Source organism: Streptomyces sp. SAI-127 (assembly GCF_029894425.1).
Taxonomy (GTDB): Bacteria; Actinomycetota; Actinomycetes; order Streptomycetales; family Streptomycetaceae; genus Streptomyces.
In genome coordinates this window covers 1962804-1987768 of the sequence record NZ_JARXYJ010000001.1, presented here as the reverse complement: position 1 = coordinate 1987768, position 24965 = coordinate 1962804, and the positions used below count along the sequence as shown (strand labels likewise).

At 70.9% G+C, this 24965-nt stretch carries 24 protein-coding genes; 11 read left to right on the top strand and 13 right to left on the bottom strand.

The window, feature by feature from the left end:
- Positions 1 to 12 precede the first annotated feature (12 nt).
- Together M2157_RS09415 and fdxA are read right to left on the bottom strand one after the other, a co-directional pair.
- A complete protein-coding gene (locus tag M2157_RS09415) occupies positions 13 to 1011 on the bottom strand; it encodes an NAD(P)/FAD-dependent oxidoreductase (RefSeq protein ID WP_280861362.1) in 999 nt (332 codons plus the stop codon).
- Positions 1008 to 1331: a ferredoxin gene (gene fdxA, locus M2157_RS09410; RefSeq protein ID WP_057612016.1), complete on the bottom strand. Its 324-nt coding sequence runs from the start codon at positions 1329 to 1331 to the stop codon at positions 1008 to 1010. Before fdxA ends, M2157_RS09415 begins: the two co-directional genes overlap by 4 nt.
- Before the next feature lie 239 nt (positions 1332 to 1570).
- Here fdxA and M2157_RS09405 point away from each other — a divergent pair, with 239 nt between their 5' ends.
- Genes M2157_RS09405 through M2157_RS09385 form a run of 5 tightly spaced genes read left to right on the top strand, consistent with a single transcriptional unit; the run spans position 1571 to position 5805 of the window.
- On the top strand, positions 1571 to 2890 hold the full coding sequence (locus tag M2157_RS09405; protein ID WP_280864987.1) for an aromatic ring-hydroxylating dioxygenase subunit alpha: 1320 nt from the start codon (positions 1571 to 1573) through the stop codon (positions 2888 to 2890).
- The gene (locus tag M2157_RS09400) at positions 2887 to 3411 is read left to right on the top strand and encodes an aromatic-ring-hydroxylating dioxygenase subunit beta (RefSeq protein ID WP_280861360.1); all 525 of its coding nucleotides are present in this window, start codon (positions 2887 to 2889) and stop codon (positions 3409 to 3411) included. Before M2157_RS09405 ends, M2157_RS09400 begins: the two co-directional genes overlap by 4 nt.
- Positions 3412 to 3432: 21 nt before the next feature.
- Positions 3433 to 4644 carry a Dabb family protein gene (locus M2157_RS09395; protein ID WP_280861359.1) on the top strand — a complete coding sequence of 404 codons (1212 nt, stop codon included), beginning with the start codon at positions 3433 to 3435 and terminating at the stop codon, positions 4642 to 4644.
- Positions 4608 to 5423: a hypothetical protein gene (locus M2157_RS09390; protein ID WP_280864986.1), complete on the top strand. Its 816-nt coding sequence runs from the start codon at positions 4608 to 4610 to the stop codon at positions 5421 to 5423. Before M2157_RS09395 ends, M2157_RS09390 begins: the two co-directional genes overlap by 37 nt.
- 4 nt (positions 5424 to 5427) lie before the next feature.
- Entirely contained in the window at positions 5428 to 5805 is a 378-nt protein-coding gene (locus M2157_RS09385; protein ID WP_280864984.1) for a hypothetical protein, read from the top strand.
- A 127-nt stretch (positions 5806 to 5932) separates the two neighbouring features.
- On the opposite strand, the gene M2157_RS09380 is transcribed toward M2157_RS09385, so the two are convergent.
- Together M2157_RS09380 and M2157_RS09375 are read right to left on the bottom strand one after the other, a co-directional pair.
- Positions 5933 to 7006: a TauD/TfdA family dioxygenase gene (locus M2157_RS09380; protein ID WP_280861357.1), complete on the bottom strand. Its 1074-nt coding sequence runs from the start codon at positions 7004 to 7006 to the stop codon at positions 5933 to 5935.
- A 120-nt stretch (positions 7007 to 7126) separates the two neighbouring features.
- Positions 7127 to 7267, bottom strand: a complete 141-nt coding sequence (locus M2157_RS09375; RefSeq protein WP_266510399.1) for a hypothetical protein — start codon at positions 7265 to 7267, stop codon at positions 7127 to 7129.
- Positions 7268 to 7520: 253 nt separating this feature from the next.
- Between M2157_RS09375 and M2157_RS09370 the strand changes: the two genes are divergently transcribed.
- Complete coding sequence (locus M2157_RS09370) at positions 7521 to 9575, top strand: phospholipase C, phosphocholine-specific (RefSeq protein ID WP_280861356.1); 2055 nt, start codon at positions 7521 to 7523, stop codon at positions 9573 to 9575.
- Positions 9576 to 9638: 63 nt separating this feature from the next.
- Positions 9639 to 10502, top strand: coding sequence for a phospholipid scramblase-related protein (locus tag M2157_RS09365; RefSeq protein ID WP_057610136.1), 864 nt, complete (start codon positions 9639 to 9641; stop codon positions 10500 to 10502).
- Positions 10503 to 10523: 21 nt separating this feature from the next.
- Here M2157_RS09365 and M2157_RS09360 read toward each other — a convergent pair whose 3' ends face one another.
- Complete coding sequence (locus M2157_RS09360; protein ID WP_280861355.1) at positions 10524 to 11498, bottom strand: hypothetical protein; 975 nt, start codon at positions 11496 to 11498, stop codon at positions 10524 to 10526.
- Entirely contained in the window at positions 11495 to 12337 is an 843-nt protein-coding gene (locus tag M2157_RS09355) for a phosphatase PAP2 family protein (protein ID WP_280864983.1), read from the bottom strand. Before M2157_RS09355 ends, M2157_RS09360 begins: the two co-directional genes overlap by 4 nt.
- A gap of 232 nt (positions 12338 to 12569) precedes the next feature.
- On the opposite strand from M2157_RS09355, the gene M2157_RS09350 reads away from it, so the two are divergent.
- Entirely contained in the window at positions 12570 to 13184 is a 615-nt protein-coding gene (locus M2157_RS09350; protein ID WP_280864982.1) for a TetR/AcrR family transcriptional regulator, read from the top strand.
- Between the two features lie 149 nt (positions 13185 to 13333).
- On the opposite strand, the gene M2157_RS09345 is transcribed toward M2157_RS09350, so the two are convergent.
- Positions 13334 to 14335, bottom strand: coding sequence for a DUF2510 domain-containing protein (locus tag M2157_RS09345; protein ID WP_280861352.1), 1002 nt, complete (start codon positions 14333 to 14335; stop codon positions 13334 to 13336).
- A gap of 253 nt (positions 14336 to 14588) precedes the next feature.
- Here M2157_RS09345 and M2157_RS09340 point away from each other — a divergent pair, with 253 nt between their 5' ends.
- Positions 14589 to 17258, top strand: a complete 2670-nt coding sequence (locus tag M2157_RS09340) for an AAA family ATPase (protein ID WP_280864981.1) — start codon at positions 14589 to 14591, stop codon at positions 17256 to 17258.
- A gap of 25 nt (positions 17259 to 17283) precedes the next feature.
- On the opposite strand, the gene M2157_RS09335 is transcribed toward M2157_RS09340, so the two are convergent.
- The 5 genes from M2157_RS09335 to pcaH are packed head-to-tail and all read right to left on the bottom strand — an operon-like array spanning position 17284 to position 21964.
- On the bottom strand, positions 17284 to 18075 hold the full coding sequence (locus M2157_RS09335; protein ID WP_280861350.1) for an SDR family NAD(P)-dependent oxidoreductase: 792 nt from the start codon (positions 18073 to 18075) through the stop codon (positions 17284 to 17286).
- A gap of 60 nt (positions 18076 to 18135) precedes the next feature.
- Positions 18136 to 19254, bottom strand: a complete 1119-nt coding sequence (gene pcaD / locus M2157_RS09330; protein WP_280861349.1) for a 3-oxoadipate enol-lactonase — start codon at positions 19252 to 19254, stop codon at positions 18136 to 18138.
- Positions 19251 to 20582: a 3-carboxy-cis,cis-muconate cycloisomerase gene (pcaB, locus tag M2157_RS09325; RefSeq protein WP_280861348.1), complete on the bottom strand. Its 1332-nt coding sequence runs from the start codon at positions 20580 to 20582 to the stop codon at positions 19251 to 19253. Before pcaB ends, pcaD begins: the two co-directional genes overlap by 4 nt.
- Positions 20579 to 21184: a protocatechuate 3,4-dioxygenase subunit alpha gene (gene pcaG, locus M2157_RS09320; protein ID WP_280861347.1), complete on the bottom strand. Its 606-nt coding sequence runs from the start codon at positions 21182 to 21184 to the stop codon at positions 20579 to 20581. The genes pcaB and pcaG overlap by 4 nt, the downstream gene beginning before the upstream one ends.
- A 6-nt stretch (positions 21185 to 21190) precedes the next feature.
- Entirely contained in the window at positions 21191 to 21964 is a 774-nt protein-coding gene (gene pcaH / locus M2157_RS09315; RefSeq protein ID WP_280861346.1) for a protocatechuate 3,4-dioxygenase subunit beta, read from the bottom strand.
- Between the two features lie 129 nt (positions 21965 to 22093).
- Between pcaH and M2157_RS09310 the strand changes: the two genes are divergently transcribed.
- Positions 22094 to 22558, top strand: coding sequence for a MarR family transcriptional regulator (locus M2157_RS09310; RefSeq protein ID WP_266510417.1), 465 nt, complete (start codon positions 22094 to 22096; stop codon positions 22556 to 22558).
- On the opposite strand, the gene M2157_RS09305 is transcribed toward M2157_RS09310, so the two are convergent.
- Entirely contained in the window at positions 22559 to 23584 is a 1026-nt protein-coding gene (locus tag M2157_RS09305; RefSeq protein ID WP_280864980.1) for a DUF3048 domain-containing protein, read from the bottom strand.
- 184 nt (positions 23585 to 23768) lie between these two features.
- Between M2157_RS09305 and M2157_RS09300 the strand changes: the two genes are divergently transcribed.
- Positions 23769 to 24959, top strand: coding sequence for a zinc-dependent alcohol dehydrogenase (locus M2157_RS09300; protein WP_280864979.1), 1191 nt, complete (start codon positions 23769 to 23771; stop codon positions 24957 to 24959).
- The last annotated feature ends 6 nt before the right edge of the window (positions 24960 to 24965 follow it).

Sequence of the window (24965 nt, the reverse complement as noted above, 5' to 3'; positions counted from 1 at the left end):
TGTGCCAGGCCCTCACGCATCGGAGGAGTGCCCCGGCGTGAGGGAGCGGGCCGAGTCGAGCAGGGAGGCGATGTGGTTGACGGCCAGAGCGGCCTCGCCGAAGCCGATCGAGATGAGGCTGACCTTGCCGTCGTGGTCGGCGATGTCGCCGGCCGCGAAGACGCGCTCCCGGCTCGTGCGCATCGTGCGGTCGACGAGGATGCGCCGACGGCGCAGCTCCAGCCCCCACCGCTCGATCGGCCCGAGGTCGGCGATGAAGCCGAGCGCGGCGACGACGGACTGGGCGGACAGGCTGATGCGGTCGCCGTCCGACGCGACCACGACCTCCGACACCGACCCGTCGCCGGAGATCTTCTCGACCTCGTAGGGCGTCAGGACGCGCACTGAGGATGCCTGCACCTGCTCGACGGTGCGTTCGTGGGCCCGGAACCGCGTACGCCGGTGCACCACCGTCACCGACGAGGCGATCGGCTCCAGCGACAGCGCCCAGTCCAGCGCCGAGTCCCCGCCGCCGACGACCACGACGTCCTGTCCGGTGAGTTCGTCCAGCCGGGGCACGAAGTACCGCAGTCCGCGGCCCAGGTAGTCGGAGCCCACAGGGAGCTCGCGGGGCACGAAGTTCCCGATCCCGCCGCACACCAGCACCGCCCCCGCGGTGATTCGCGTGCCGGCGTCGGTCGTGGCGACGATGTGCTCACCCGCGTCGTCGAGGTCGGTGACCCCGTGCCCGAGCAGGTACGTCGGGTTCGACTGTCCGGCCTGCTCGGCCAGCCGGTCCACCAGGTCCTGGCCGCGGACGGCGGGAAAGCCGGCCACGTCGTGGATGAGCTTCTCGGGGTACAGCGCGGTGATCTGCCCGCCCACCTCGGGCAGGGCGTCCGCGACCGCGACGCTCATGCCGCGGAAGCCGGCGTAGTACGCGCCGTACAGCCCCGTCGGACCGGCACCGATGATCAGTAGGTCGACGGACACGTCGGGGCCGGCGCCCGTGGTGGCCGGCAAGCCGCTCACGCTCCCACCTCGGGGTGGTCGCGGCCGACCCTGCCGACCTTGCGTGCGCCGCCGGGCGACCCGAGCGGTTCGGCTCCGGCGATCTCGAGGGTGAAGAACTCGGCGTTGACGCGCTGGGACTGCTCGGCCTCGGCCGGCAGGTCCTCGTGGTGGAAGATCGAGATCTGCGGGCAGACGGGTTCGCAGCGCCCGCACTCGACGCATTCGTCGGGCTGGATGTAGAGCATCCGGTCGCCCTCGTAGATGCAGTCGGCCGGGCACTCCTCCATGCACGACTTGTCCATGACGTCGAGGCATGCCTGAGTGATGACATACGGCACGGGCTTCTTGCCCTTCACACGGTCGCACGGAATGCGAGATGGTGTCTTCTAATGTGGAATGGATGATGACGGTGCAGGCCCGGGGTGTCAACCATCAGGCGATTGCTTGACACTGCCGCCCGTGCTAAGGGAAGCTGGCGCGACATACGAGATGGCGTCTCACAGAACGCCACTCGGGTCGGGACTTGTGAGAGGCATACGCCGTAATGGGAAGCAACCCCCGGACCGTCCCAGCACCGATGATCGTCGAGGACTGGGACCGGCTCACCTTCCGGGTCAACCGCGAGGCCTACCGCAGCGCGGAGATCTTCACCCGGGAACGCGGCTGGGTATGGACACACACCTGGCTCTACCTCGGCCACGAGACCGAGATCCCCCACCCCAACGACTTCAAGGTCCGCACCCTCGGCGGACGACCGCTGATCTTCTGCCGGGACACCGCCGGCGAGGTGCACGCCTTCCTGAACTCCTGCCCCCACCGCGGCACGGTGCTGTGCCGCGAGAGCGAGGGCTCGACCAGGCTGTTCCAGTGCTTCTACCACGCCTGGACGTTCCGCAACAACGGTGACCTCGCCGCCATCCCCGACGCCGACGCGTACGAGTCGAGCGACGAGTTCAAGACGTCCATGGGCCTGCGCGGCGTCCCGCGCCTGGAGATCCACGAGGGATACGTCTTCGTCGCGTTCGACCCCGACGTCCCGCCGCTGCTCGAACACCTCGGCGAAGCGGCCGACTACATGACGATGATCGAACAGCAGCACGCCGGCGGCATGACCACGCTGCCCGGCACACAGCAGTACAGCGTGCGGGGCAACTGGAAACTCGCCGTCGAGAACGCGATGGACGGCTACCACTTCGCGCCGACCCACAACACGTTCGTGGGCTACCTGCGCGAGAGCGGCTTCGCCGTCACCGACGACAACCAGTACGCGTACAACCTCGGCAACGGCCACGGACTGCTGGTCCTGACCGGGCACGGCGGACGCATCAGCATGCTCTGGGAGCCACGCTTCGGCGAGGACGAGCGGGTGCGCACCGAGCAGCACCGGGCCGAGATGACCGAGCGGCTGGGGGAGAAGCGGGCGCACTACGTGGCCGACGAGAGCCACATCCTGTTCGTGTTCCCGAACCTGCTCCTGTTCGACATCGAGGGGCTGTCGATCCGGCAGTTGGAGCCGGTGGCACCCGACCAGACCGACGTACGCGCCTGGCAGCTGGTCCCGCGCGACGAGGACCCGGCCGCGCGCGCCCTGCGCATGAAGACGGTCGTCAGCTTCGTCGGCCCGGGCGGGCTCGCCACACCGGACGACATCGAGGCGTACGAGGCGGTCCAGCGCGGCATCCAGGCCACGGCCGGCACCGCTGTGCCCGAGCTGGACTACAGCGACATGTCACGCGGTATGGCCGACGAGGTCAAGGGCGTACAGGGCAGGTCGACCGACGAAGGTGCGATGCGGGGCTTCTGGCGGCACTGGATCGACGCCGTCGGGCTCGATGACGGCCTCCAGGTCCACGGCGACCGCCCGGCGTCCTTCCTCGCAGGCAGGGACATGCGATGACCACGATCACCAACACCCACTCCGTGCAGTGCCAGGGGCGCGTCATCACCCGCCCGGAGGTGGAGGACTTCCTCTACGCCGAGGCGGACATCCTCGATCACTGGGACTACGACGGCTGGCTGGCCCTCTTCGAGCCCGGCGCCCGCTACGAGATCCCGACGACCGACCACCGCCCCGGCTGGTCGCCGCACGAGACCGGTTCCTTCGTCGACGACGACTGGGACCTGATCCGCGCCCGGGTCAAGCGCCTGAAGTCCCGCAAGGCGCACGCCGAGAACCCGCACTCGCGCACCCACCGGCTGGTGTCCAACGTGCGGCTCTCCGAGCACACGGAGGACTCCTTCCGGGTCGCGGCGTCCTTCGTGGTGCACCGCGCCCGCGACGGCCACTTCGACGCCTACGTCGGCTGGTACGAGCATGTGCTGGTGCCCACCGAGGACGGACTGCGTTTCCGGCTGCGGCGCTCGATCCTCGGCCACGAGTCGCTGGCGGCAGGCGCCCGGCTCAGCTTCATCCTCTGACCGGCGACGGATGGTGACCCGATGATCCGACACACCCTGTCCTTCCGCTTCGCCGACTCGGTCGACCAGGCCACGCGCGAGTCCGTGCTGGCCGAGCTGCGCACCTTCCCGGACCGGTACCCGGCCATGCGCGGCTTCGTCCTCGGCGAGAACGTCAGCACCCGCGACCGGACCTTCACCCACACCATGGCCGTCGACTTCGACAGCCAGGACGACCTGCTCGCCTATCTCGGCAGCGAGTCCCACGAGAGCTTCGTGCACACGCGCTGGCGACCGGTCATCGACCGGCAGGCCATCACCTCGTTCGAGTACACCGAGCGCCCCTCGCTCACCTCAGGAAGGACAGCGCCCGTGAGCACCCGCCCGCACGCCCCGTACGGCATGGAGTACGCCCGGATCGAGGTTCCGGACATGCAGGCCACGATCGACTTCCTCGAGTACCACGTCGGGCTCCAGCTGGAGCAGCGTACAGACGAGTACGCCTATCTGCGCGCCGACATCGAGCACCACGCGATCGAGCTGATCAACGCTCCCGAGCGCACCGACGGGTGGACGACCGCGGTCGGCTACAGCGTGGAGAGCGAGGAGGTCCTGGAGCAGCTGCACAAGAGCGTCCTCGACGCCGGCCTCGAAGTCCTCGACCTGCAGGAACGCCAGCAGGCGCTGTGCGAGAACGGCTTCGCGGTCAAGGACCCCAACGGGCTCATCGTCGAGCTGTTCACCGAGTTCCAGGAGTACGCCGAGCCGCCGCACATCGAGATCCGGCCGCTCGACCTGGTGCACCCCTTCATCGCCACCACGAAGTACCAGGAGACGCAGGACTTCTACCAGAAGGTCCTGCGGTTCATCCCCTCGGACTACGTCGTCGGCTCGACCACGTTCTTCCGCGGCGAGGACCGCCACCATCACAGCCTCGCGGTGCAGAACAACAAGGAGCACTTCGTCGCGCACCTGTGCTTCGCGATGAAGAGCCTCGACCACGTCATGCGGATGCGCGCCCGCGCGCTGTACAAGGGCGCGCCGATAGCCTCCGACATCGTCAACCACTCGGCGTCGACGTCGATCGCGTTCTACCTGCACGACACGCGCTTCGGTCCGCGGTTCGAACTGTGCGACCGGCACCGGGTGTTCACGCCGGAGGAGCACGAGACGCACCGGCCCCGCAGGATGCCGGCCGACCCGCGCAACATCGACGTGTGGCGTCCGGCGTCCGACGACTGGGGACGTTTTTGAGACAGCAGTTGCTTGACGTCCTGAACCTGCTCGACACCGCTCCCGCCCCTCGCGGGCGGGAGCGGACGGCGGCCCACCGGCTGCGCACCTGGTGTGCGCGCCGGTGGCCGCACGTCGAGTGGCAGGTACTGGAGCACGGTCCCGCGGGCGGCAGCCTGGTCGCCGCGCACGGGGCGGGTCCGCTGCTGTACTCCCACCTCGACACGTCACTGGACGACGGCGGTCCGCACAACCAGCTCGTCACCGGCGACGACGCACCCATCGCCCCGCTCGCCGTGGACGGCGACGTGGTGACCGGCTTCGGACTCGGGGTGGCCCGCGGGCCGGCGGCGGCCGCGCTGGTCGCGTTCGCCGAGGCGGGCGCCGGACGGCTGCTGCTCGCCGGCTCCGGTACGCACCGCCGCAGTGGCGGGACCACCGGCCTGGAGGCCTACGCCGACGCGTGTCCGCTCCCGCGCTCGGCGATCGTCGCCAAGTGCGGCCCGCCCACGCTGCTGTGGCACGAGCCGGGCGCGTTCTACCTGACCGTCCGGGTGACCGGCCGCTCCGGCGCCGCGATGATGCCGGAGTCGGCCACACCGCCCGGGGGACTCGTCGCCTCGGCCGGCGTCGTCCTGGACGAACTGGCCCGCTGGCGCACCCGCCTACCTGGCCACCGACCCGCGGGCGGGACAGACCGGCCGGGCATGCGGCATCGGCGCGATCAGCGGCGGGTGGCCGGACAAGCCGGACCTGCTGCCGGCCCGACTGGGGATCGATCTGTACGTCGTCACCGGTGACCCGGTGGACCCGAACGTGCTGGCGGCCGAGCTGGCCGACCGGCTGCGGGCACGGTGTGCGCGATCAGTGCTGCGCGACTGCGCGGTCGAGGTCGAGGCCGAGCCGGTCGCGGCAGCCGCGGCGACGCCTGCCGATGCCCCGGTGGTGACGGCCGCCCGCGCGGCCTGGCTCGACGAGTTCGGTGCGCAGCCGCCGCCCATCACCGGCTGGACGGGTTCGACCGACGGCGTCGTACTGCGCGCCCGCGGCGTCGACACCGTGCGGCTCGGCCCGCAGGCGAAGCCGGCCGCCGGCGACCCCCGTCGCGACGCCCTGTCCTTGGGACAGCTGACCGCCTACGCGCGCATCTACCGCCGGCTGCTGTCCGAGCTGCCGGCGTAGAGCGGGCGCGAGCGCCGTGCAGAACTTGCCGTGGCAGACGACCGCCGCAGCCAGAGGTTGCTCTGGCTGCGGCGGTCGTTGGTTTTCCCGGCGGGGTCAGCCCGCCGAGGTACGGCCGGGCGCGGCGTCACACTCCCCAGTCGTCGTTGACGGTGACGGCGTCGGCGATGCGGAACCGGCCGCCGGGCACCAGGGGTGTGGTGGGCTCACCCATCACGACCACGTGCTTGCCGAACCGGGGGGCCAGCGGTCGGCCGACGTCGCGCTTGAGCCACAGACGCAGCAGATGGCGGCGGCGCTCAGGTTCCGGGTGGTCGACGTAGCTGGTGCGCGAGTGCAGTGCGGCGTAGTTGAGCAGCCACTGCACGTCCCCCGGCTGGAAGTCCATGTCGATCGGCAGACCGGGCTCCTGCGAGATCTCGTCGAAGAGGGTGATGGCCGCGGCCTGATCGGGCGTCAGCGGCGGGACGCCCGGGTACTCCTGGGCGCTGAAGATCATCGAGTTGCCCGCGTAGGTGCTGAAGATGCCGTCGACGTGGCTGATGATCGGCGAGGTGTACGTGAGTTCAGGGGAGTCGGGGTCCTGACGCCGCCAGTCCCAGTGGTAGGTGTCGAAGAGCCGCGCGGCGAGGTCCGGCCGGCGGCGCAGCATCTCGTTGTAGATCGTGGTGCCGCTGACCAGGCTGGAGGCGCCACCCTCCTTGGCACCGCGCAGACACATGAGGGCGACGACGTCGGAGCTGTCCGAGTGGAACGGCAGCCGGTCCCGGATACGGGAGGGCAGCGCGCCCTCGTCGGACATCGTCTTGTTCGACGTGGCGATGACGTGGTCGAGCAGATCGCCCCGCTGGCTCTGCCCGATCGGCCGGCCGAGATGCAGGCCCATGATGAAGAAGATGGCCCCGGAAACGGCGTCGCCGTACTCCTCGGTGCGCAGGCCGCGCACCAGGATGAAGCCCCGGCCGGCGTCCATCTGGTGGGCGCACTCGTCGTTGAGGGCGAGACAGGCGTCGAGCGGGTAGTCGGCGGCGGTGACGGTGCGCAGGTCGGGGTCGTCGGCGACGAAGCGCCGTCCCAGGCCTTCCAGCTCGGTGCGCTCGGCGTCGCTGAGTACGTGGATCCACTCGGTGGATTTCGACAGCTCGTCGCCGCGCCAGGCGGACGGGCCGGAGACCGGCTGAAGGCCGACAGTGGTGGTCACGATGATGCACTCCTCGAAGAGGTGGAAATGCCCGTCGGCGACGTCACGACGGACGACGAACGTCGACGGACGACGAACGTTCGGTGTGGCGGGGGCTCGTCGCGCGGCGACGGGCCGCACTCAGAACGGAGTCTGAGGCTCGCCGACGGCCGTGCCGGGGCGCAGTCCCTCCCGGGGAGGGAAGTAACTGAGCGGCTCGTCGTAGGTCCGGCGGCCGGCGCACGACACGAGCAGGACGCCGATCAGAGGGACTGGCCTCATGCTGGTCCCGTCCTTTCGAGAAGTGCCTCAACCATAGGAGACGTCTGCGGAACGGTCAATATTGCGAGACGGTGTCTCGTGATGCAGTACGCAGTGAGTAGCTGCGCCGGTCCGGCGCACCTCCCGTACCCGCGACTTTCACATCAGCTCCACCGGACCCTTCCCTGACGTTTGGTGCACTTGGAACACTCGCTGCGCGCACCTTCCGTCACGTTCCGGCCATCGGTGCGCACGATTGAGAGGTCCCTCACCCATGTCCGACGTCAACCGGCGCAGATTCCTCCAACTCGCGGGTGCCACCACGGCCTTCACCGCCCTGTCGAACAGCATCCAGCGCGCCGCCGCGCTTCCGGCGCACCACCGCACGGGGACGATCGAGGACGTGGAGCACGTCGTCGTCCTGATGCAGGAGAACCGGTCCTTCGACCACTACTTCGGCTCGCTCAGGGGCGTTCGCGGTTTCGGCGACCCACGCCCGGTGACGCTGCAGAACGGCAAGTCCGTCTGGCACCAGGAGGACGCGAAGGGCAAGGAGGTCCTGCCGTTCCGCCCCGACGCCGACGACCTGGGCCTGCAGTTCATCCAGGACCTCCCGCACGGCTGGAACGACGGACATGCCGCCTTCAACGGCGGCAAGTACGACAAATGGGTCCCGAACAAGAGCTCCACGACCATGGCGTACCTGACCCGCGAGGACATCCCGTTCCACTACGCCCTCGCCGACTCGTTCACCGTCTGCGACGCCTACCACTGCTCGTTCATCGGCTCGACCGACCCGAACCGCTACTACATGTGGACGGGCTACACGGGCAACGACGGCCAGGGCGGCGGGCCGGTCCTGGGCAACGACGAGGTCGGCTACGGCTGGACCACCTACCCCGAGCGCCTGGAGAAGGCCGGCGTCTCCTGGAACATCTACCAGGACGTCGGTGACGGCCTCGACGCGAACGGCTCCTGGGGCTGGATCCAGGACGCCTACCGAGGCAACTACGGCGACAACTCGCTGCTCTACTTCAACCAGTACCGGAACGCCAAGCCCGGTGACCCGCTGTACGACAAGGCCCGCACCGGCACGGACTACACCAAGGGCGAGGGCTACTTCGACCAGCTCAAGGCCGACGTGAAGGCCGGAAAGCTGCCCCAGGTCTCCTGGATCGTCGCGCCTGAGGCCTTCACCGAGCACCCCAACTGGCCCGCGAACTACGGCGCCTGGTACATCGCCCAGGTCCTGGACGCGCTCACCTCGGACCCCGAGGTGTGGGCGAAGACCGCCGTGTTCATCACGTACGACGAGAACGACGGCTTCTTCGACCACGTGGTCCCCGCCTTCCCGCCCGGCTCGGCCGCCCAGGGCAAATCCACCGTCGACCCCGCTCTCGACCTGTTCAAGGGCGACAGCAGCCACCCGGCCGGCCCCTACGGCCTCGGCCAGCGCGTGCCCATGCTCGTCGTCTCGCCCTGGAGCAAGGGCGGTTACGTCTGCTCCGAGACGCTCGACCACACCTCGATCATCCGCTTCCTGGAGACCCGCTTCGGCGTCCACGAGCCCAACATCTCGCCCTGGCGGCGCGCGGTCTGCGGCGACCTCACCTCCGCCTTCGACTTCTCCCGCAGGGACACCAAGCCGGTCGCCCTCCCGGACACCGACGGCTACGAGCCGCCGGACCGCGAGCGCCACCCCGACTACGTGCCCGTCCCGCCCGCCGTCGGCGCCCTGCCGAAGCAGGAGCGCGGCCTGCGCCCCGCCCGCCCGCTGAAGTACGCCCCGCACGTGGACGGTTCGGTGGACGCGGCGAGCGGCAGGTTCACGCTGGCCTTCGCCTCGGGTGCCAAGGCGGGCGCGGCGTTCCTGGTGACCTCCGGCAACCGCACCGACGGGCCCTGGAGTTACACCACCGAGGCCGGCAAGTCCGTCTCGGACACCTGGAACTCGGCGTACTCGAAGGGGTCGTACGACCTGACCGTGCACGGCCCGGCCGGTTTCCTGCGCGTCTTCAAGGGGCCGAACGGGACAGCCGGTCCCGAGGTCACCGCCCGGCACACCGGTGACGACGTCGAGCTGACGTTCACCAACAAGGGCTCCGGCACGGTCCGTCTGAAGGCCGTGAGCGGCTACGGCGACCCCGCGAGGACCTTCACGGTGCGGGCCGGTGCCACCGTCCGACACACCTTCCGCCTCGCCAGGAGCCGTCGCTGGTACGACCTCACGGTCACCTCCGACGCCGAGCCGGCGTTCCTCAGGCGATTCGCCGGACATGTCGAGAACGGGCGTACCGGAGTGAGCGACCCGGCCGTAATCACCAGGTAAAGCCGCCGCGAGAGCGGTCGTCCACCTGGCCGGATCCCCGTGGTCCCGGGGTAGTGTGCCCCGGTGACCACGCATTCGAACACACCTGCAGGCTGGTACCCCGATCCGCACGGAGCGTCCCAGACGCTCCGTTACTGGGACGGGGCGCAGTGGACGCAGCACACCCACCAGGACCAGCAGGGGGCGGGGCAGGCCCAGGCTCAGGCCGTGCAGGCCCCGCCGGTCCAGCAGGCACCGCAGATACCTCAGCAGTCGGCCGGTCCCGACCCGCGCGTGCAGCGTCAGGTGCAGCAGCAGGCCGGGGTCACCGCGGGCGGTCCCGGCGGCGGCACGCTCTTCTCCGAGCCGGTGCTCGTGGTCAACCAGAAGGCCAAGCTGATCGAGCTGACCAACGAGTACAAGGTCATGGATCAGAACGGCAACCAGGTCGGCTCCGTCACCCAGGTCGGGCAGAGCGCCTTCCGGAAGATCGTGCGGTTCCTGTGGAGCATCGACCAGTTCATGAAGATCAGGCTGGAGATCCGCGACGCCCACGGGCAGCCGGTCATGCTGCTGACCCGGCCGGGGAAGATCTTCAAGTCGCGGGTGATCGTGGAGCGTCCGGACGGTTCGCCGGTCGGTGAGATCGTCCAGCAGAACATGATCGGGAAGATCAACTTCGCGATGATGGTGAACGGGCAGAAGGTCGGCGCGATCAAGGCGGAGAACTGGCGGGCCTGGAACTTCGCGATCGTCGACCACACCGAGAACGAGGTGGCCCGGATCACGAAGACGTGGGAGGGGCTCGCCAAGACGATGTTCACGACCGCGGACAACTACGTGCTGCAGATCCACTACCAGCTGCCCGAGCCGCTGCTGAGCCTGGTCGTCGCCACCGCGCTGACGGTCGACACGGCGCTGAAGCAGGACGCCCGCGGGTTCGGCTGAGCGTCCCTGCGGCGCTGTTCCCTACAGCGGTGTGAGGTGCCCCGGCTCCGACTGCCGGGGCACAGTCATCTCCCGCAGTGCCGGCTCCACGGACATCTCCCGCAGTGCCGGTTCCACGGACGCCGTCGACGGCTCCAGTGCCAGTACCGCCGCCACCGGGTGGTCGTCGTCCACCGGTACCGGGGACATCCGGGTCAGCAGCACCACACCCCATGCCGCCAGGCCCGCTCCGGCCAGTGCGAGCAGCACACCCGCCGCGCCGCCCCGCAGGCCCTCGCCCAGCAGGGACAGCCCGATCACCGCGGCGGCCACCGGGTTGGCCAGGGTCACCACCGCCAGCGGGGCGCCCAGGCCGTCACGGTAGGCCGTCTGGGAGAGCAGGAGTCCGCCCGCGGCGAAGGCCGCGACGAGCAGGGCCACACCGATCACCTGGACGCTGAGAAGTGACTCGGAACGGTCCGTCGCGGCCACCGTCACGGTCTGGGTGAGCGCGGAGGCCACCCCCGAGGCGACCCCGGACGCCGACGCGTGCCGTATGCCGGGCCGGGCGCCGGGGCGGGCCAGCAGACCGATCAGGGCCGCCGTCACCGCAGCCACCGCGACTGCCTCGGACGTGCTCAGAACCTTTCCGGGCGCGGACCCCGACGCCACCACGAGGATCGCGGCGAGGCCGGCCAGCGTGTACGCGGTGCCACGCCACTCCGTCGCACTGACCCGGCGCCCCGCGATCCGCGCGCCCAGCGGCACCGCGGCGACCAGAGTGAGGGCGCCGAGTGGCTGGACCACGGTCAGCGGGCCGTACTTGAGGGCGACGACGTGCAGCAGCGCGGCCGCCGCGTTGAGCGCGACCGACCCCCACCAGGCGCCCGAGCTCAGCATCCGCAGCACACCCGAGCCGGGGTTGCGGGAGGCGAGGCGCTCCTGGGCGACGGCGGCGGCCGCGTAGGCGACGGAGGAGAGCAGGGAGAGGGCGAGGGCGAGCAGGGTGGCGTTCATCGGCCCGCTCCGACCAGGACGTTCTCCTTGGGTTCGGCCGGGGCGAGCTTCTCCTGTGCCCGGCCTGCCGTGGTCGCCGTGCGGTGCGGCGAGCGAAGCGAGATGGGGGTCCCCCCGGACGAAGTCTGGGGGCGGATCACCGCGAGGGCGATGCCGAGCATGCCCGTCGCCACCATCGCGTCCATCCAGTAGTGGTTCGCCGTCCCGACGATCACCAGCAGGGTCACCAGCGGGTGCAGGAGCCACAGCCAGCGCCAGCGGGAGCGGGTGGCCACGATCAGGCCGATCGCCAGCATCAGGGCCCAGCCGAAGTGCAGCGAGGGCATCGCGGCGAACTGGTTGGAGAGGGAGTCCGTCTGCGGCGGGCCGTACACGGAAGGGCCGTAGACCTTCGCGGTGTCGACCAGGCCGGCCGCCGCGAGCATCCGCGGCGGGGCCAGCGGGAAGACGAGGTGCAGCACCAGGGCGGCGCCGGTGAGCAGGGCGAGGATACGGCGGGCCCAGACGTAGTGGGCGGGGCGCCTGAGGTACAGCCAGACCAGGAAGGCGACCGTGGCCGGGAAGTGGACGGTCGCGTAGTAGGTGTTCGCGAGGTGCGCGAGGGTGTCGCCGTGCAGCAGCAGCGACTGCACCGAGCCCTCTCCGGGCAGATCCAGGGCGCGTTCCCAGTTCCACACGCGGCCGGCGTTGCGGTAGGCCTCGGGGGTGTGGCCCGTGACCAGTTGCCGGCCGAACTTGTAGACGAGGAAGAGTCCTACGACGAGCAGGAGCTCACGGACGAGCGGCGGCCGCGCTATGGCGCTCGGCTTCGCTTCTGCAGGCTCGGTGAGGGCATTCATCCCCCGGCCCCTTCGCTGATGGTGGTGCGGCTACTGAAATCTGAACAAGTTGGTGACTCGTCCTGATTCCGAAACTCATCGGTACGACATCGTACCGATACGCCAGTGTACCGATACGATCGGGTACCGGTACACTGGCGTATCGATAGACATACGACACACTGGAATCCGGGAATGAAACGCGGCGGCCTCGAAGCAGGCCGGCCGCCGAGGCGAATGAGGGGATGAGGGGATGACGTCGCAGGCCGCGGACGGACCGGAGACGGTCGCCGCCTCGCGCCGCTCCAAGATCACGCCCGAGCGTGAGCAGGAGTTCTTCGACGCTGTGCTCGAACAGATCCGTGAATGCGGATACGAAGCCGTGACCATGGAGGGCGTCGCCAGCAGCACCCGCTGCAGCAAGTCCACCCTCTACCGGCAGTGGAAGACCAAGCCCCAGTTCGTGGTGGCCGCCCTGCGCTCCCGCCGCAGGTCGAAGTTCGACGGGATCGACACCGGATCTCTCGCCGACGATCTGCGCGAGGCCGCCCGGTCCGCGGGCCGGTGGTCGATGCACGACACCAAGCTCCTCCAGGCGCTCGGCCACGCCGTCACGCAGGACGCGGAGCTCGCGCAGGCCCTGCGTGAGGCGCTGATCGACCCGGAGATCGCCGCACTGAGGCACATCCTCCAGCGTGGGGTCGACCGGGGTGAGATCGCCACCGGACACCCGGCGCTGGAGTACATCCCGGCCCAGATGTTCGGCGTCATCCGGGCCCGGCCCGTCATCGACGGGGAGTACGCCGACCCGGACTACCTGGTCCGCTTCGTGGAGGCGGCCCTGCTGCCGGCGCTCGGCCTGACCTGAGACCCGGGCCGCCGTCCACGGGATGACTGGACGGCGACCTGCTCGCGCCGCACCGTGGGGACGGGGGCGGCGCGCACCCCCCGGCCGGGTGGGGTTCCTCTCGAGCGGAGAGGCGCCCCACCCGGCCGACCGGTGTCCGGGGCCGGCCGTCAGACGTCCTGGCCGCTGCCGCCGCCCGTCGACACCTTGATCCCCTTGGTGATGTCGTCGATCACGGTCTGGCCCTCTTCGACGTCGACACCGAACCGCACCACCACGATCTGCTGCGGGTTCGCCGGGGACGGGAAGGCCAGGGACTCGACAAAGCCGTCGGAGCCCTTGCCGGTGACCGCCTTCCAGCGGACCTTGTAGCCCTTCTGCCCGGCCACGGTCACCGCCTCGGAGGCGAGGACGTCGTGCGAGGTGATCGAACCGTAGGTCTTGCCGCCGTAGGACTGCTCGGCGTTCACCTGGATGTCGGCCTTGGCGATCTGCTCGGCCGTGCTGCCCTTGGTGCCCAGCGCCAGGGCGGGCGCCGAGTAGGCACCGCCCTTCGTGCACTTCTCGGAGGTGTCGCCGGGGCAGGCGTAGGAGTCGTTCGAGGTGACGGACGCGCCGACCGAGATCTCCTGGCCGTACCAGTCGTCCGGGATGGGCAGGCTGATCCCGTCGATCGAGTCGGTCACCGAACCGCTCTCGATCTTCGGTGCCTCGGACTCCTGCGGGGAGGGCGAAGCGCCCCCGGAACCCCCGCTGCCACCGGAGCCGCCGGACCCTCCGTTGCCGCCGAACGGCCCGCCCTGGCCCCCGGTGCCGCCCTGACCCCCCGGCCCCTGCGAGTCGGCGGCGCCGCCGTTGCCGTTGCCGTTGTCGGCCAGCGCGTACACACCCACGCCGATGCTCGCCAGGACCACGACGGCCACCGCCACGGCTATGCCCATACGGCCGCGCCGCGACCCGGCGGGCGGCTGCGCCGGATACGCCGGATAGGCCGGGTATCCTCCGGGGTCCCCGGGGCTCGCGACCTGTTCCGGGGGACCCCATGCGGCGGCCGCTCCGGCGGGCCGGGTCCGCTCCGTCCACGCCTTGCCGTCCCACCAGCGCTCGGTGGCGGGACCGTCACTTGTCTGCCCGGGATCGGGGTACCACCCGGGGGGAGTCTCCTGCGTCATGTCTCCACCGTATGAGGCCTCGGTGAAAGAGGGATGAGAGGGGCGCCGGCCGATCCCGCGCACTTCGCCCGACGGGAATGACTGACTGATGGTCAGCTTGGTTGACGGCAGGTCACCGGACGGGTCGCGTCGCCTGCCCGTACCCGAGGTCACCCATGAAGGCAAGAGCTGCCCCTACCGCCCCCCTCTTCCGCACCCGGACGGCTACGCTCGAGATCTGTACGTCGTTCGGGCGACTTGGGGAGGTAGCGGGATGACGGAGGCACGGCCGATTGCGGCCGCCCCGGCCTCGCTGTGGGAGCGCGACGAGGAACTCGCCGCCGTCGAACACGCGGTGGACTCCCTGTGCGCGGGCCGCACGTCCTCGGGCAGCGTGCTGGTGATCCGCGGCGAGGCGGGCTTCGGCAAGACCGCCCTGCTGGCCGAGACCCGCCGTATCGCCGAGGCACGCGGCTGCTCGGTCTGGTCGGCCCGCGGCGGCGAGACCCTCAGGTCCGTCCCCTTCAACGTCGTACGACAACTGCTCCAGCCCGCCCTCCTTTCGCTGATGCCCGAGGAGGCCCGCGAGTACCTCGGCGACTGGTACGACATCGCCGGCCCCGCCCTCGGCATAGCGGACCCGGGGGAGCGGCAGGCCGACCCGCAGGGCGTGTGCGACGGACTGGTCGCCGCGGTGCGCCGGCTGGCCCGCCGGGACTGGCCGCTCGTGCTGATGGTCGACGACGCCCACTGGGCCGACCAGGAGACCCTGCGCTGGCTCGCCGCCTTCGCCGAGCGCCTGGACGACCTGTCCGTCCTGGTCGTGGTGGCCCGCCGTCCCGGTGAGGCCACCGCCGAGAGCGCCCGCCTCCTGGAGACGGTGGCCTCCGCCGCGGGCCGCCCCGTCACCCACCTCAGCGCCCTCACCCCGGACGCCGCCGCGGGGCTCACCCGCGCCACGCTGGGTGCACATGCCGACGCCCCGTTCTGCCGCGAGGTGTGGGCCGTCACCGGCGGCAACCCCTACGAGACCGTCGAACTCCTCGCCAAGGTCCGGGAAAGCCAGATGGAGCCCAGCGAGGGCTCGGCGAACGAACTGCGGGAGCTGAACCGCTCGGCCCGCGGCGGCGGACTCGTCTCCCGCCTCGAGGAACTCGGCATCGACGCCACCCGGTTCGCCTGGGCGGCCGCGATCCTCGGCACCGACATCTCCGTCGGCCTGGTGGCCCGGCTCGCCACCCTGAAGCCGGAGCAGGCCACGCTCTGCGCCGAACTGCTGCGCGACGCACGTATCCTCACCGACTCCGGGACGGCGGACGACGAGCTGGAGTTCGTCCACCCGCTGATCGCCACCGCCGTCTACGACTCCATCCCCGACGCCCTGCGCACCGCCATGCACGGCATCGCCGCACAACTCGTCACCGACTCCGGGCTCGGCGCCGCGGCCGCCTCCCGGCACCTGCTCAAGGTCCACCCGGACGACGACGAGGAACTCGTCGAGCAACTGCGCGAGGCAGCCCGCGAGCACCTCCTCGTCGGCGCCCCCGACGCGGCCCGCCGCTGTCTGGAGCGCGCCCTGGTGGAGCCCCCGGCACCCGAGGTCCACGCGCGTGTGCTCTTCGAACTCGGCTGCGCCACCCTCCTGACCGCCCCCGCCAAGACCATCGGCCACCTCCAGACCGCGCTAGCCATGCCCGGCCTGGAGGGCTCCGCCCGGGTGGACGCCGTCGTCCGCCTCTCCCAGGCACTCATGCACAACAACCAGCTGGAGGAGGCGGTCCACACGGTCGAGGCGGAGGCCGCCCGGCACGAGGAAGGCCCTGCCAGACTCCGCCTCCAGGCCGTGCAGTACACATGGGAGGGGCTCTACCCGGGCGAGGCCACCTCCCCGGACCGCTCCGAGCGCCTCGCCGCCCTGGCCGCCACCTGCACCGGCCGTGACAACTCCGAGCGGGCCCTGCTCATCCTGCGTGGCTTCGACGCGATGGCCCGCGGCGAGAGCGCCGAGGAGATCGCCGAAGTGTGCGACCGCTCCCTCGTCAACGGCCGCCTCGCGCCCGGACTCGGCTGGACCGACACCGAGTGGGGCCTCGAACTGCCGCTGATGCTGGCCAGCGCGTACGCCTTCACGGACCGGCTCGATCGCGCCGAGGCCCTGTACACCGACGCCCTGCGCACCTACGAGTCGGCCGGCTGGAGCGGCGGCCACCTCGCGCTCGCCCACGCCTACGTCGGCCTGGCCCACCGCCGGCGAGGACGGCTCCGGGAGGCGGAGACCTCCCTGCGCGAGTCGCTCCGGCTCGCCGAGCGGGTGGGACGGGGGCTGCCGCTGTACTGGTCGGCGACCTGCAACCTCATCGACACGCTGCTCGCGCGCGGGCATGTCGAGGAGGCATGGGCGATCGCCGAGCAGTACGGGTTCACGCCGCCGTATCCGTCCACGATCGTGCTGCCCGATCCCCGGTCCGTGCGGGGACGGCTGCTGCTGGCCGTCGGCCGGACCAAGGACGGCATCAACGAACTGGACGCGGCGGAGAAGGCGGCGGCCGTGCGGGGGCATCACAACCCGGTGCTGGTGCCGTGGGCCGCCGATCTCGCCCGGGCGCTCGCCGGTGAGGACCCGGTGCGGGCCGCTCAGCTGGCCAAGGATGTCCGGCGGCATGCCGAGCGGCTCGGTACGGACACGGCCATCGGTGAGGCGTTGCGGTGTGCCGCCGTGCTGGAGACCGGGCAGCGCGCGGTGAGGTTGGCCGCGCAGGCGGTCGCTTATCTGGAGGCCTCCCCCTGCCAGTACGAGCACGCGGCGGCCCGGGTCGAGTACGGCATCGCGGCGCGGTCCGTGGCGGAGCTCAACCGGGGCCTGGCGCTGGCGCGTTCGTGCGGGGCGGACGGGTTGGTGGCGCAGGCCCGGGAGGTGTTGGAGACGGGGCGTGGGTTGCGGTGACCGGGTGCGGCGTTCGCCCGGGGAGCTACAGCGCGAGCAGTTGGTCCGTCAGCGCACCCAGGCGCTTCTGTACGTCCCTGTCGTACGTCTCCTCGTGCGCCCGCGCCGGACTCGTCCCGTCGAAATAGCGGCCCGAGCCCAGGTCCTGGGTGGCCAGGGCCAGGACTCCCGGAGCACCGTCGGCCACCGTGGACCACGGTGCCACCCCGCCCTCGCGGACCATCGCCGTGTCCATGAACGTCGCCGGGTGGAGGACGTTCACCGCGACCCCCGTGTCCGCCAACTCCTCGGCCAGGCCGAAGGTGTGGGCCGCCAGGGCGAACTTGGCGCGGCAGTACGCGGCGAAGCCGGCGTAGCCGTGGGTGAACTCCGGGTCGTCGAAGGCGACCGGCTCCTGCCCCACCGAACCGACGTTGACGATCCGGGACGGGGTGTTCGCCGTCAGCGTCGGCAGCAGGGCACGCGTCAGGGCGACAGGCGCCAAGTAGTTGACCGCCAGGCGCAGTTCATGACCGTCGACGCTCACCTCCCGGCCCGAGCCGGATGAACCCGCGCCCACACCCGCGTTGTTGATCAGGACATCGAGTCCGGGGTGGGCCTCGGTGACCCTCGCACCCAGATCGCGCACCTGCGCCAGGGACGCCAGGTCGGCCACGAAGCCCTCGGCCCGCCCCTCCGACCGCAGCTCCTCCACCAGGCTCCCGGTGCGGCCCGGGTCACGGCCGTGGGCGAGTACGAGGTGGCCGGAACGGACCAGTTCGAAGGCGACGTAGCGGCCGAGACCCGAGGTGGCGCCGGTGATCAGAATCGTGGACATGCTCCCACCGTAGGCACACGACGGGAGCATGCGCCGCTCACGAAGCTGCTACCGCTGGGGTCACCCTTCTTCTTCGGCGAGCACCCGCTGCGCCGTGGCGAACGCGGAGTTCGCCGCCGGCACCCCGCAGTAGACCGCAGTCTGGAGCAGTACGGCCCCGATCTCCTCCGGCGTGAGCCCGTTGCGCCGCGCCGCGCGCACATGCATGGCCAGTTCGTCGTAGTGGCCGTGTGCGACCAGCGCCGTCAGTGTGATCATGCTGCGCTCGCGGCGGCTGAGCGTGGGGTCTGTCCAGATCTCGCCCCACGCGTAGCGCGAGATGAAGTCCTGGAACCGTGCGGTGAAGGGGGTCTGCCGGGCCTGTGCGCGGTCCACGTGCGTGTCCCCGAGCACCTCGCGCCGCACCTCCATGCCCCGCTTGGCACCCCCGCCGAGGTGTGCGCGCAGGGTGGTGAGGACGGCTTCCGGGCACTGCGCCGGTGCCAGGTGCGAGGCACCCGGGAGTTCGACGAGCGTGGCGCGCGGCACCGCGTCGGCGATCTCCCGCAGATGGGGCGGCGGGGTCGCCGGGTCCTGACGGCCGGCGATCAGCAGGGTCGGCGCGGAGATCTCGGCCAGCCGGTCGCGCAGGTCGAAGGAGGCCAGGGCGTCACAGCAGGCGGCGTACGACGACGGATCGGCCTCGGCGTGGTCGCGGATTAGTTCCGGAACGCTGAAGTCACCCGCGAACCAACGCGAGTTCGCGCTCTCCAGCAGCCACTGCATCCCCTCCCGCCGGACCCGCTCGGCCCGCTCCTCCCACGGCCTGCTGCCGTTGAAGTGGGCCGAGGAGCAGATCACCGCGAGCGACTCGACGCGCTCCGGGTGATGTACGGCCAGGTGCAGACCGACCGCACCGCCGAGCGACACCCCCGCGTAGCCGAACCGCTCGATGCCGAGCGAGTCGGCGAGCGCCAGCACCAGGTCGGCGAGGCCGGCCACGGTGGCGCCGGGACCGATCAGATCGGCCGCCGAACCGCCGTGCCCGGGCAGGTCCCAGCGGACCACCCGGTGGCTGATGGACAGCTCGGGCGCCACCTTGTCCCACAGGGCGTACGACGTCCCGAGCGACGGCCCGAGCAGCAGCGGGGGAGCGGAAGCGGAACCCTCGGTGCGGTGGTTGAGGAGTTTGTCGGTCAAGGTCGCTCCAGAGCACGGTCGGTGAGGGCTCCGGCGGAGCCGGTGTAGCGGGCGGGATCGGTGAGTTCGCCGAGATCGAGGTTCTTCAACTCGGGCTCACCGGCGAGGAGTTCGCCGAGGGAGAGGTCTTCGGCGTACGTCCGCTTGGCGAGGTCCGTCAGCAACGCCTTGGCGCGGGCCCGGCCCAGCACGGGTGCCAGTGCGGCGGACAGCCGCTCGGAGACGATCAACCCGTGGGTGAGATCGAGGTGCTCCCGCATGATGTCGGCGTGGACCCGTAGCCCTTCCGTCAGTTCGGCGGCGTCCCGTGCGGCTCCGCCGACCAGCCGCAGCAGGTCCCTGAGCGGCTCCCACTCGGCGTGCCAGGCCCCGGCCGGCCGCTCGTCCTCGGCGGCGAGCGAGCCGTACAGCGTGGCAGCGAGCTGCGGCGCGCGCCGGGCGGCGGCGGCGATCAACGTGGACCGTACGGGGTTCGCCTTGTGCGGCATGGCCGAGGAACCGCCCCCGCTGCCCTCCGCGACCTCGGCGATCTCGGTACGGGCGAGGGTGAGTACATCCGTGGCGATCTTGCCCAGCGCTCCGGCGGTGAAGGCGAGACATCCGGCCAGGTCGGCGATCGGGGTGCGCAGGGTGTGCCAGGGCAGGAGCGGCGCGTCCAGGCCGAGCTCCCGGGCGAAGGCCGTGGTGAGGGCCATGGTGTGCTGGGCGCCGTACGCCGTGAAAGCCGCCAATGTCCCGGCGGCACCGCCTAGTTGGGCGGGGAGGTCGTCCCGCACCTCGACGACCCGGTCCCGCGCGTCCAGCACCAGCGAACGCCACCCGGCCGCCTTCAGCCCGAACGTCGTCGGCACGGCGTGCTGGGTCAGCGTCCGTCCCGGCATCGCGGTGTCCCGGTGCTCGGCGGCCAGCAGGGCCAGCGCCTGCTGGACGCGATGGAGGTCCGCCAGCACGAGGTCGAGCGTGCGCGCCGCCACCAGCATCGTCGCCGTGTCCAGGATGTCCTGGCTGGTCGCGCCCCGGTGGACGTACGGGCCGTACTCCTCGCCGACCGCCTCGGTGAGGTCGGCGACCAGCGGGATGACGGGGTTGCCGCCGCCGCGCGCACGGTCGGCGAGGGACCGTACGTCGAAGCGGTCCGCGCGGGCCGCCTCGGTCACCGCGTCGGCCGCCCCGTCCGGGGCGAGCCCCAGACGGGCCTGGACCCGGGTCAGCGCCGCCTCCGCGTCCAGCATCGCCTGGAGGTAGGCGCCGTCGGTGGTCGCGGAGGCGGCGGGGGAGCCTGCCCACCCGGGGGCGAGCAGACCGGTGTCCGGATCGGGAGAAGTCACTGGAACTCCAGGAAGACCGTTTCGCCTTCGCCCTGAAGGCGGATGTCGAAACGGTAGGTGCCATCGCCCTGCCGACGCGCGATCAGCGTGTCGCGCCGCTCCGCCGGTACCCGGGCCAGCAGCGGGTCGGCGGTCAGGGCCGCCTCGTCGCCCGGCAGGTAGATCCGGGTGTACAGGTGCACCAGCAGCCCGCGCGCGAAGACGCACACGCTGATGTACGGCGCGCTCTGCCCGCGCGCGCCCGGCCGCAGTGTCCGTGCGGTCCAGTGGCCGTTGGCGTCGGTCTGGATGCGGCCCCAGCCGGTGAACTCCACGCCGTTGCGGCCCAGGTAGCCACCGCTCGCGGGGTCGCGCCGGATCGATCCGTCGGCCTGCGGGACGTCGCCGTCGGGGTCGGCGCTCCACAGCTCCACGAAGGCGTCCGGCAGCGGATTGCCCTCGCCGTCCGTGATGTAGCCCTGGAGCACGATGGTGTCCGGGTGGCCGATGGGCGCGATGTCGCCACCGCCGGGGAAGGGCAGGGCATGGCCGTAGAAGGGGCCGACCGTGTGCGACGGCGTCGGCAGCACGGTCTCCGGGCGGCTTGTGTCGATCTTCGTCATGGCTGCTCAGCGTCCTTCTTCGATCCAGGTGGCCTGCGGCCCGTCGAGCACGATGTCCCAGTGGTAGCCCATCGAGAACTCCGGTACGGACAGGCTGTGGTCGTACGTGGCGACGAGCCGCAGGCGGGCCGCGTCGTCCGTCACGGACTGGATGATCGGGTCGTACGGGAACAGCGGGTCGCTCGGGAAGTACATCTGCGTCACGAGCCGCTGGGTGAAAGCCGTGCCGAAGATCGAGAAGTGGATGTGGGCCGGCCGCCAGGCGTTGACGTGCTGGCGCCACGGGTACGGGCCCGGCTGGACGGTGGTGAAGCGGTAGAAGCCGCTGTCGTCGGTCAGCGTGCGGCCGACGCCCGTGAAGTTCGGGTCCAGCGGGGCGTCGTGCTGCTCGCGCTGGTGGGCGTAGCGGCCGGCCGAGTTCGCCTGCCAGATCTCCACCAGCTGTCCGCGCAGCGGACGGCCGTTGCGGTCCAGGAGCCGCCCCTCGACGGTGATCCGCTCGCCGATCGGCTCCCCGGGGTGCTGCCGGGTCAGGTCGTTGTCGATGTCGGTGATGTCCCGCTCGCCGAAGGCGGGCGACCGCAGCTCCACCAGCTCCGGGTCCTTGGACACGTCGATGCTGATCGGCGGCTGTTTCGGGTGCCGCAGCACCGAGGAGCGGTACGGCGCGTAGTCGCGGCGCGGCTGGTGCTCGACGGGAGCGCCGTCCGCGAGCCGCTTCTCGTAGGCGGCGTGTTCGGCGGCGATTTCCCGGTCGATGTCCTGCTGGGTGAGAGTCATGGGGATTCCTGCGATTCGCTCAGTGCACTGACTATCTCGGCGAGGTTTCTCTCAAGCTGCCACTGTGGCAGCCTGGCGTCAAGGTTCACTACTCTTCAGTGCACCAACCAATACGACTCGGGAGCGCACATGGCCGCGGTGGACCTCACCACCCACCCCGGGCACCTCGCCCGGCGGCTCCAGCAGGCCCACTACCTGCTGTGGAACACGATGGTCTCCGAGGAGATCACCTCGCCGCAGTTCGCGGTCCTGAACGCGCTGGTCGCCGAGCCGGGGCTCGACCAGCGCACGGTGGGGGAGCGGGTGGGTCTCGACCGCTCCACCATCGCCGAGGTCATCAGCCGGCTCGGCAGGCGCGGACTGCTCGACAAGGTCCGCGACCCCCAGGACGGCCGCCGCTTCCTGCTGCGCCTGACCGACGACGGGGTGCGCACCCACCGCAAGCTGACCGTGCGCACCGCCCGGATGAACCAGATCTTCCTGGCCCCGCTCTCCGCCGCGGAACAGGGCCAGTTCTTCGAGCTGATCCGCCGGGTCGCGGACGCGGCGGAGGGGCTCCGCAATCCCGCGGAACCCCTCGTCACCCAGCCCTGATCAGGACGCCTTCGCGAAGACGACCCACACCTGGCCCTTGGCGAAATTCATCCGGGAGCCGTCCTTGGTGGTGAACTCCGTACCGTCCGTGGCCTTCGCCCGCTTCCAGTTCACGTCGTACGCGCGGCCGTCGCGCAGCACCTTCGCCCGGCCCGAGCCCACCGTCACCGTGTACGGCGTGTTGTTGCCGAGGAAGTCGTGGAAGGCGGACTTGCGTACTTTCACGTACTGCACGACGACCGTGGCCGGGGCCAGCCGCTTCCCGTCGGACGTCACGTCCGGGGTGCCGTCCATCGAGACCAGCCAGCGTTCCCGGCTCTGCGACCAGGTGAAGGTGAAGCGGGCGGCCGGGAAGCGGACCGTCTCCGAGGTGTCCTTGGTGCCGCCGGCGGGCGCGGGGCCGTAGTGGAAGCCGGTGGTCAGCGCGGCGGCGCCCGGCGTGGCGGGCAGCAGGCGCTTCGGGCGCAGGAAGAGGTTGTGCGGCAAGACCTTGTCGGCACCGCGGAAGTAGGCGCGGGAGGCCTTCTCCGGAGTCTGGGCGACCAGTGGTGCCCCGTTGATCAGGGGCATCAGCTTGCCCTGGGCACCGGAGAAGGCGAGCGTCGGCTCGTCGAACTGCCGCAGCAGCTCCAGGTCCGACTCGCGGGCGCTGCGGACCGGGCCGACGGCCTTCGGCAGCTTCGTCGCGTACACCGCCATGAGGCGGCTGAGCCCGCCCTCGACCTGCTCGGCGTAGACGACGTCGGCGGAGTCGATACCGGTCTGCGGGCGGGCCGCCCGCACGTTGTCGATCTTCACGGCGAGCACGGAGGGATGGTCGGCCTCCTTGCTCGGTTCCGATGGGTTCGATGGTGACGTGCTCGGTCGATCCGTGCGGAACTGTCCGCGTCCGTCGTCGGCCGGGACACGGGGTGAGTCGTGTCCCGTGCAGCCCGCGGCGAAGAGGCCCGTGACGGTCAGCAGTGCCGCCGCCGTACGGGCGCGTCGCGCGCGCCCCCTGTGTTCCGTATCCACCATGCCCGCCATGCCCACCCGTCTCGTGTCTTTGATTGTGCGCTTATAAGTTCTTTGGTGGCCATACCCGTCCGTTTCTGATTAGTCGCGTCGAGTACGCCGATCGGCCCTGGATCGCGGTTCGGTGGAGGCGCCTCGGGTACCCGGGGCGCCTACCCAGGACCGACACGCGAGGTGACGGAGGGAGTGCCCGGCGATGAAGGCTGTGACCTGGCAGGGCAAGCGGGATGTACGGGTGGAGGAGGTGCCCGATCCGAAGATCATGGAACCGACGGACGCGGTCATCCGGATCACCTCGACCGGATTGTGCGGCTCCGACCTGCATCTCTACGAGGTGCTCACCCCGTTCATGACGCCGGGTGACATCCTCGGCCATGAACCCATGGGCATCGTCGAGGAGGTCGGCGCCGGGGTGCCGGACCTCGCGGCGGGCGACCGGGTCGTCGTGCCCTTCCAGATCGCCTGCGGCAACTGCTGGATGTGCATGACCGGGCTGCCGACCCAGTGCGAGACCACCCAGATCACCAGCGAGGGCATGGGCGCCGCCCTGTTCGGCTACACCCGGCTCTACGGCGCCGTACCGGGCGCCCAGGCCGAGTACCTGCGGGTCCCGCAGGCCCAGTACGGGCCGATCAAGGTTCCCGAGGGCCCGCCGGACGACCGCTTCGTCTACCTCTCCGACGTGCTGCCCACCGCCTGGCAGGCCGTCGCCTACGCGGACATCCCCGAGGGCGGCAGCGTCGCCGTGCTCGGCCTCGGCCCCATCGGCGACATGGCCTGCCGGGTCGCGCAGGTGCGCGGCGCCGGGCGGGTCTTCGGCGTGGACCTGGTGACCGAACGGCTGCGGCGGGCACGCACGCGGGGCGTGGAGACGTACAACCTCAGGAGCTTCGACAGCGAGAAGGAACTGGTCCAGGCGATCCGCGACGAGACCGACGGGCGCGGCCCCGACGCCGTCATCGACGCCGTCGGCACCGAGGCCCACGGCAGCGCGGCCGCCCGGCTCGCCCAGAACGCCTCGGCCCTGCTGCCCAGGAAGCTCAGCGGGCCGTTCGCCGAGCGCTTCAGCATCGACCGGCTCGCCGCCCTGCACACCGCCATCGAACTGGTGCGCCGCGGCGGCACGCTCTCCCTCACCGGCGTCTACGGCGGCATGGCCGACCCGCTGCCCATGCTCACGATGTTCGACAAGCAGATCCAGATCCGGATGGGCCAGGCCAACGTGCGGCGCTGGAGCGACGAGATCATCCCGTACCTGACGGACGAGGACCCGCTCGGCGTCGACGACTTCGCGACCCATCACGTGCCGCTGTCGGACGCCCCGCACGCGTACGAGATGTTCCAGAAGAAGCAGGAGGGCGCGGTCAAGGTGCTGATGCGGCCCTGAACCGGG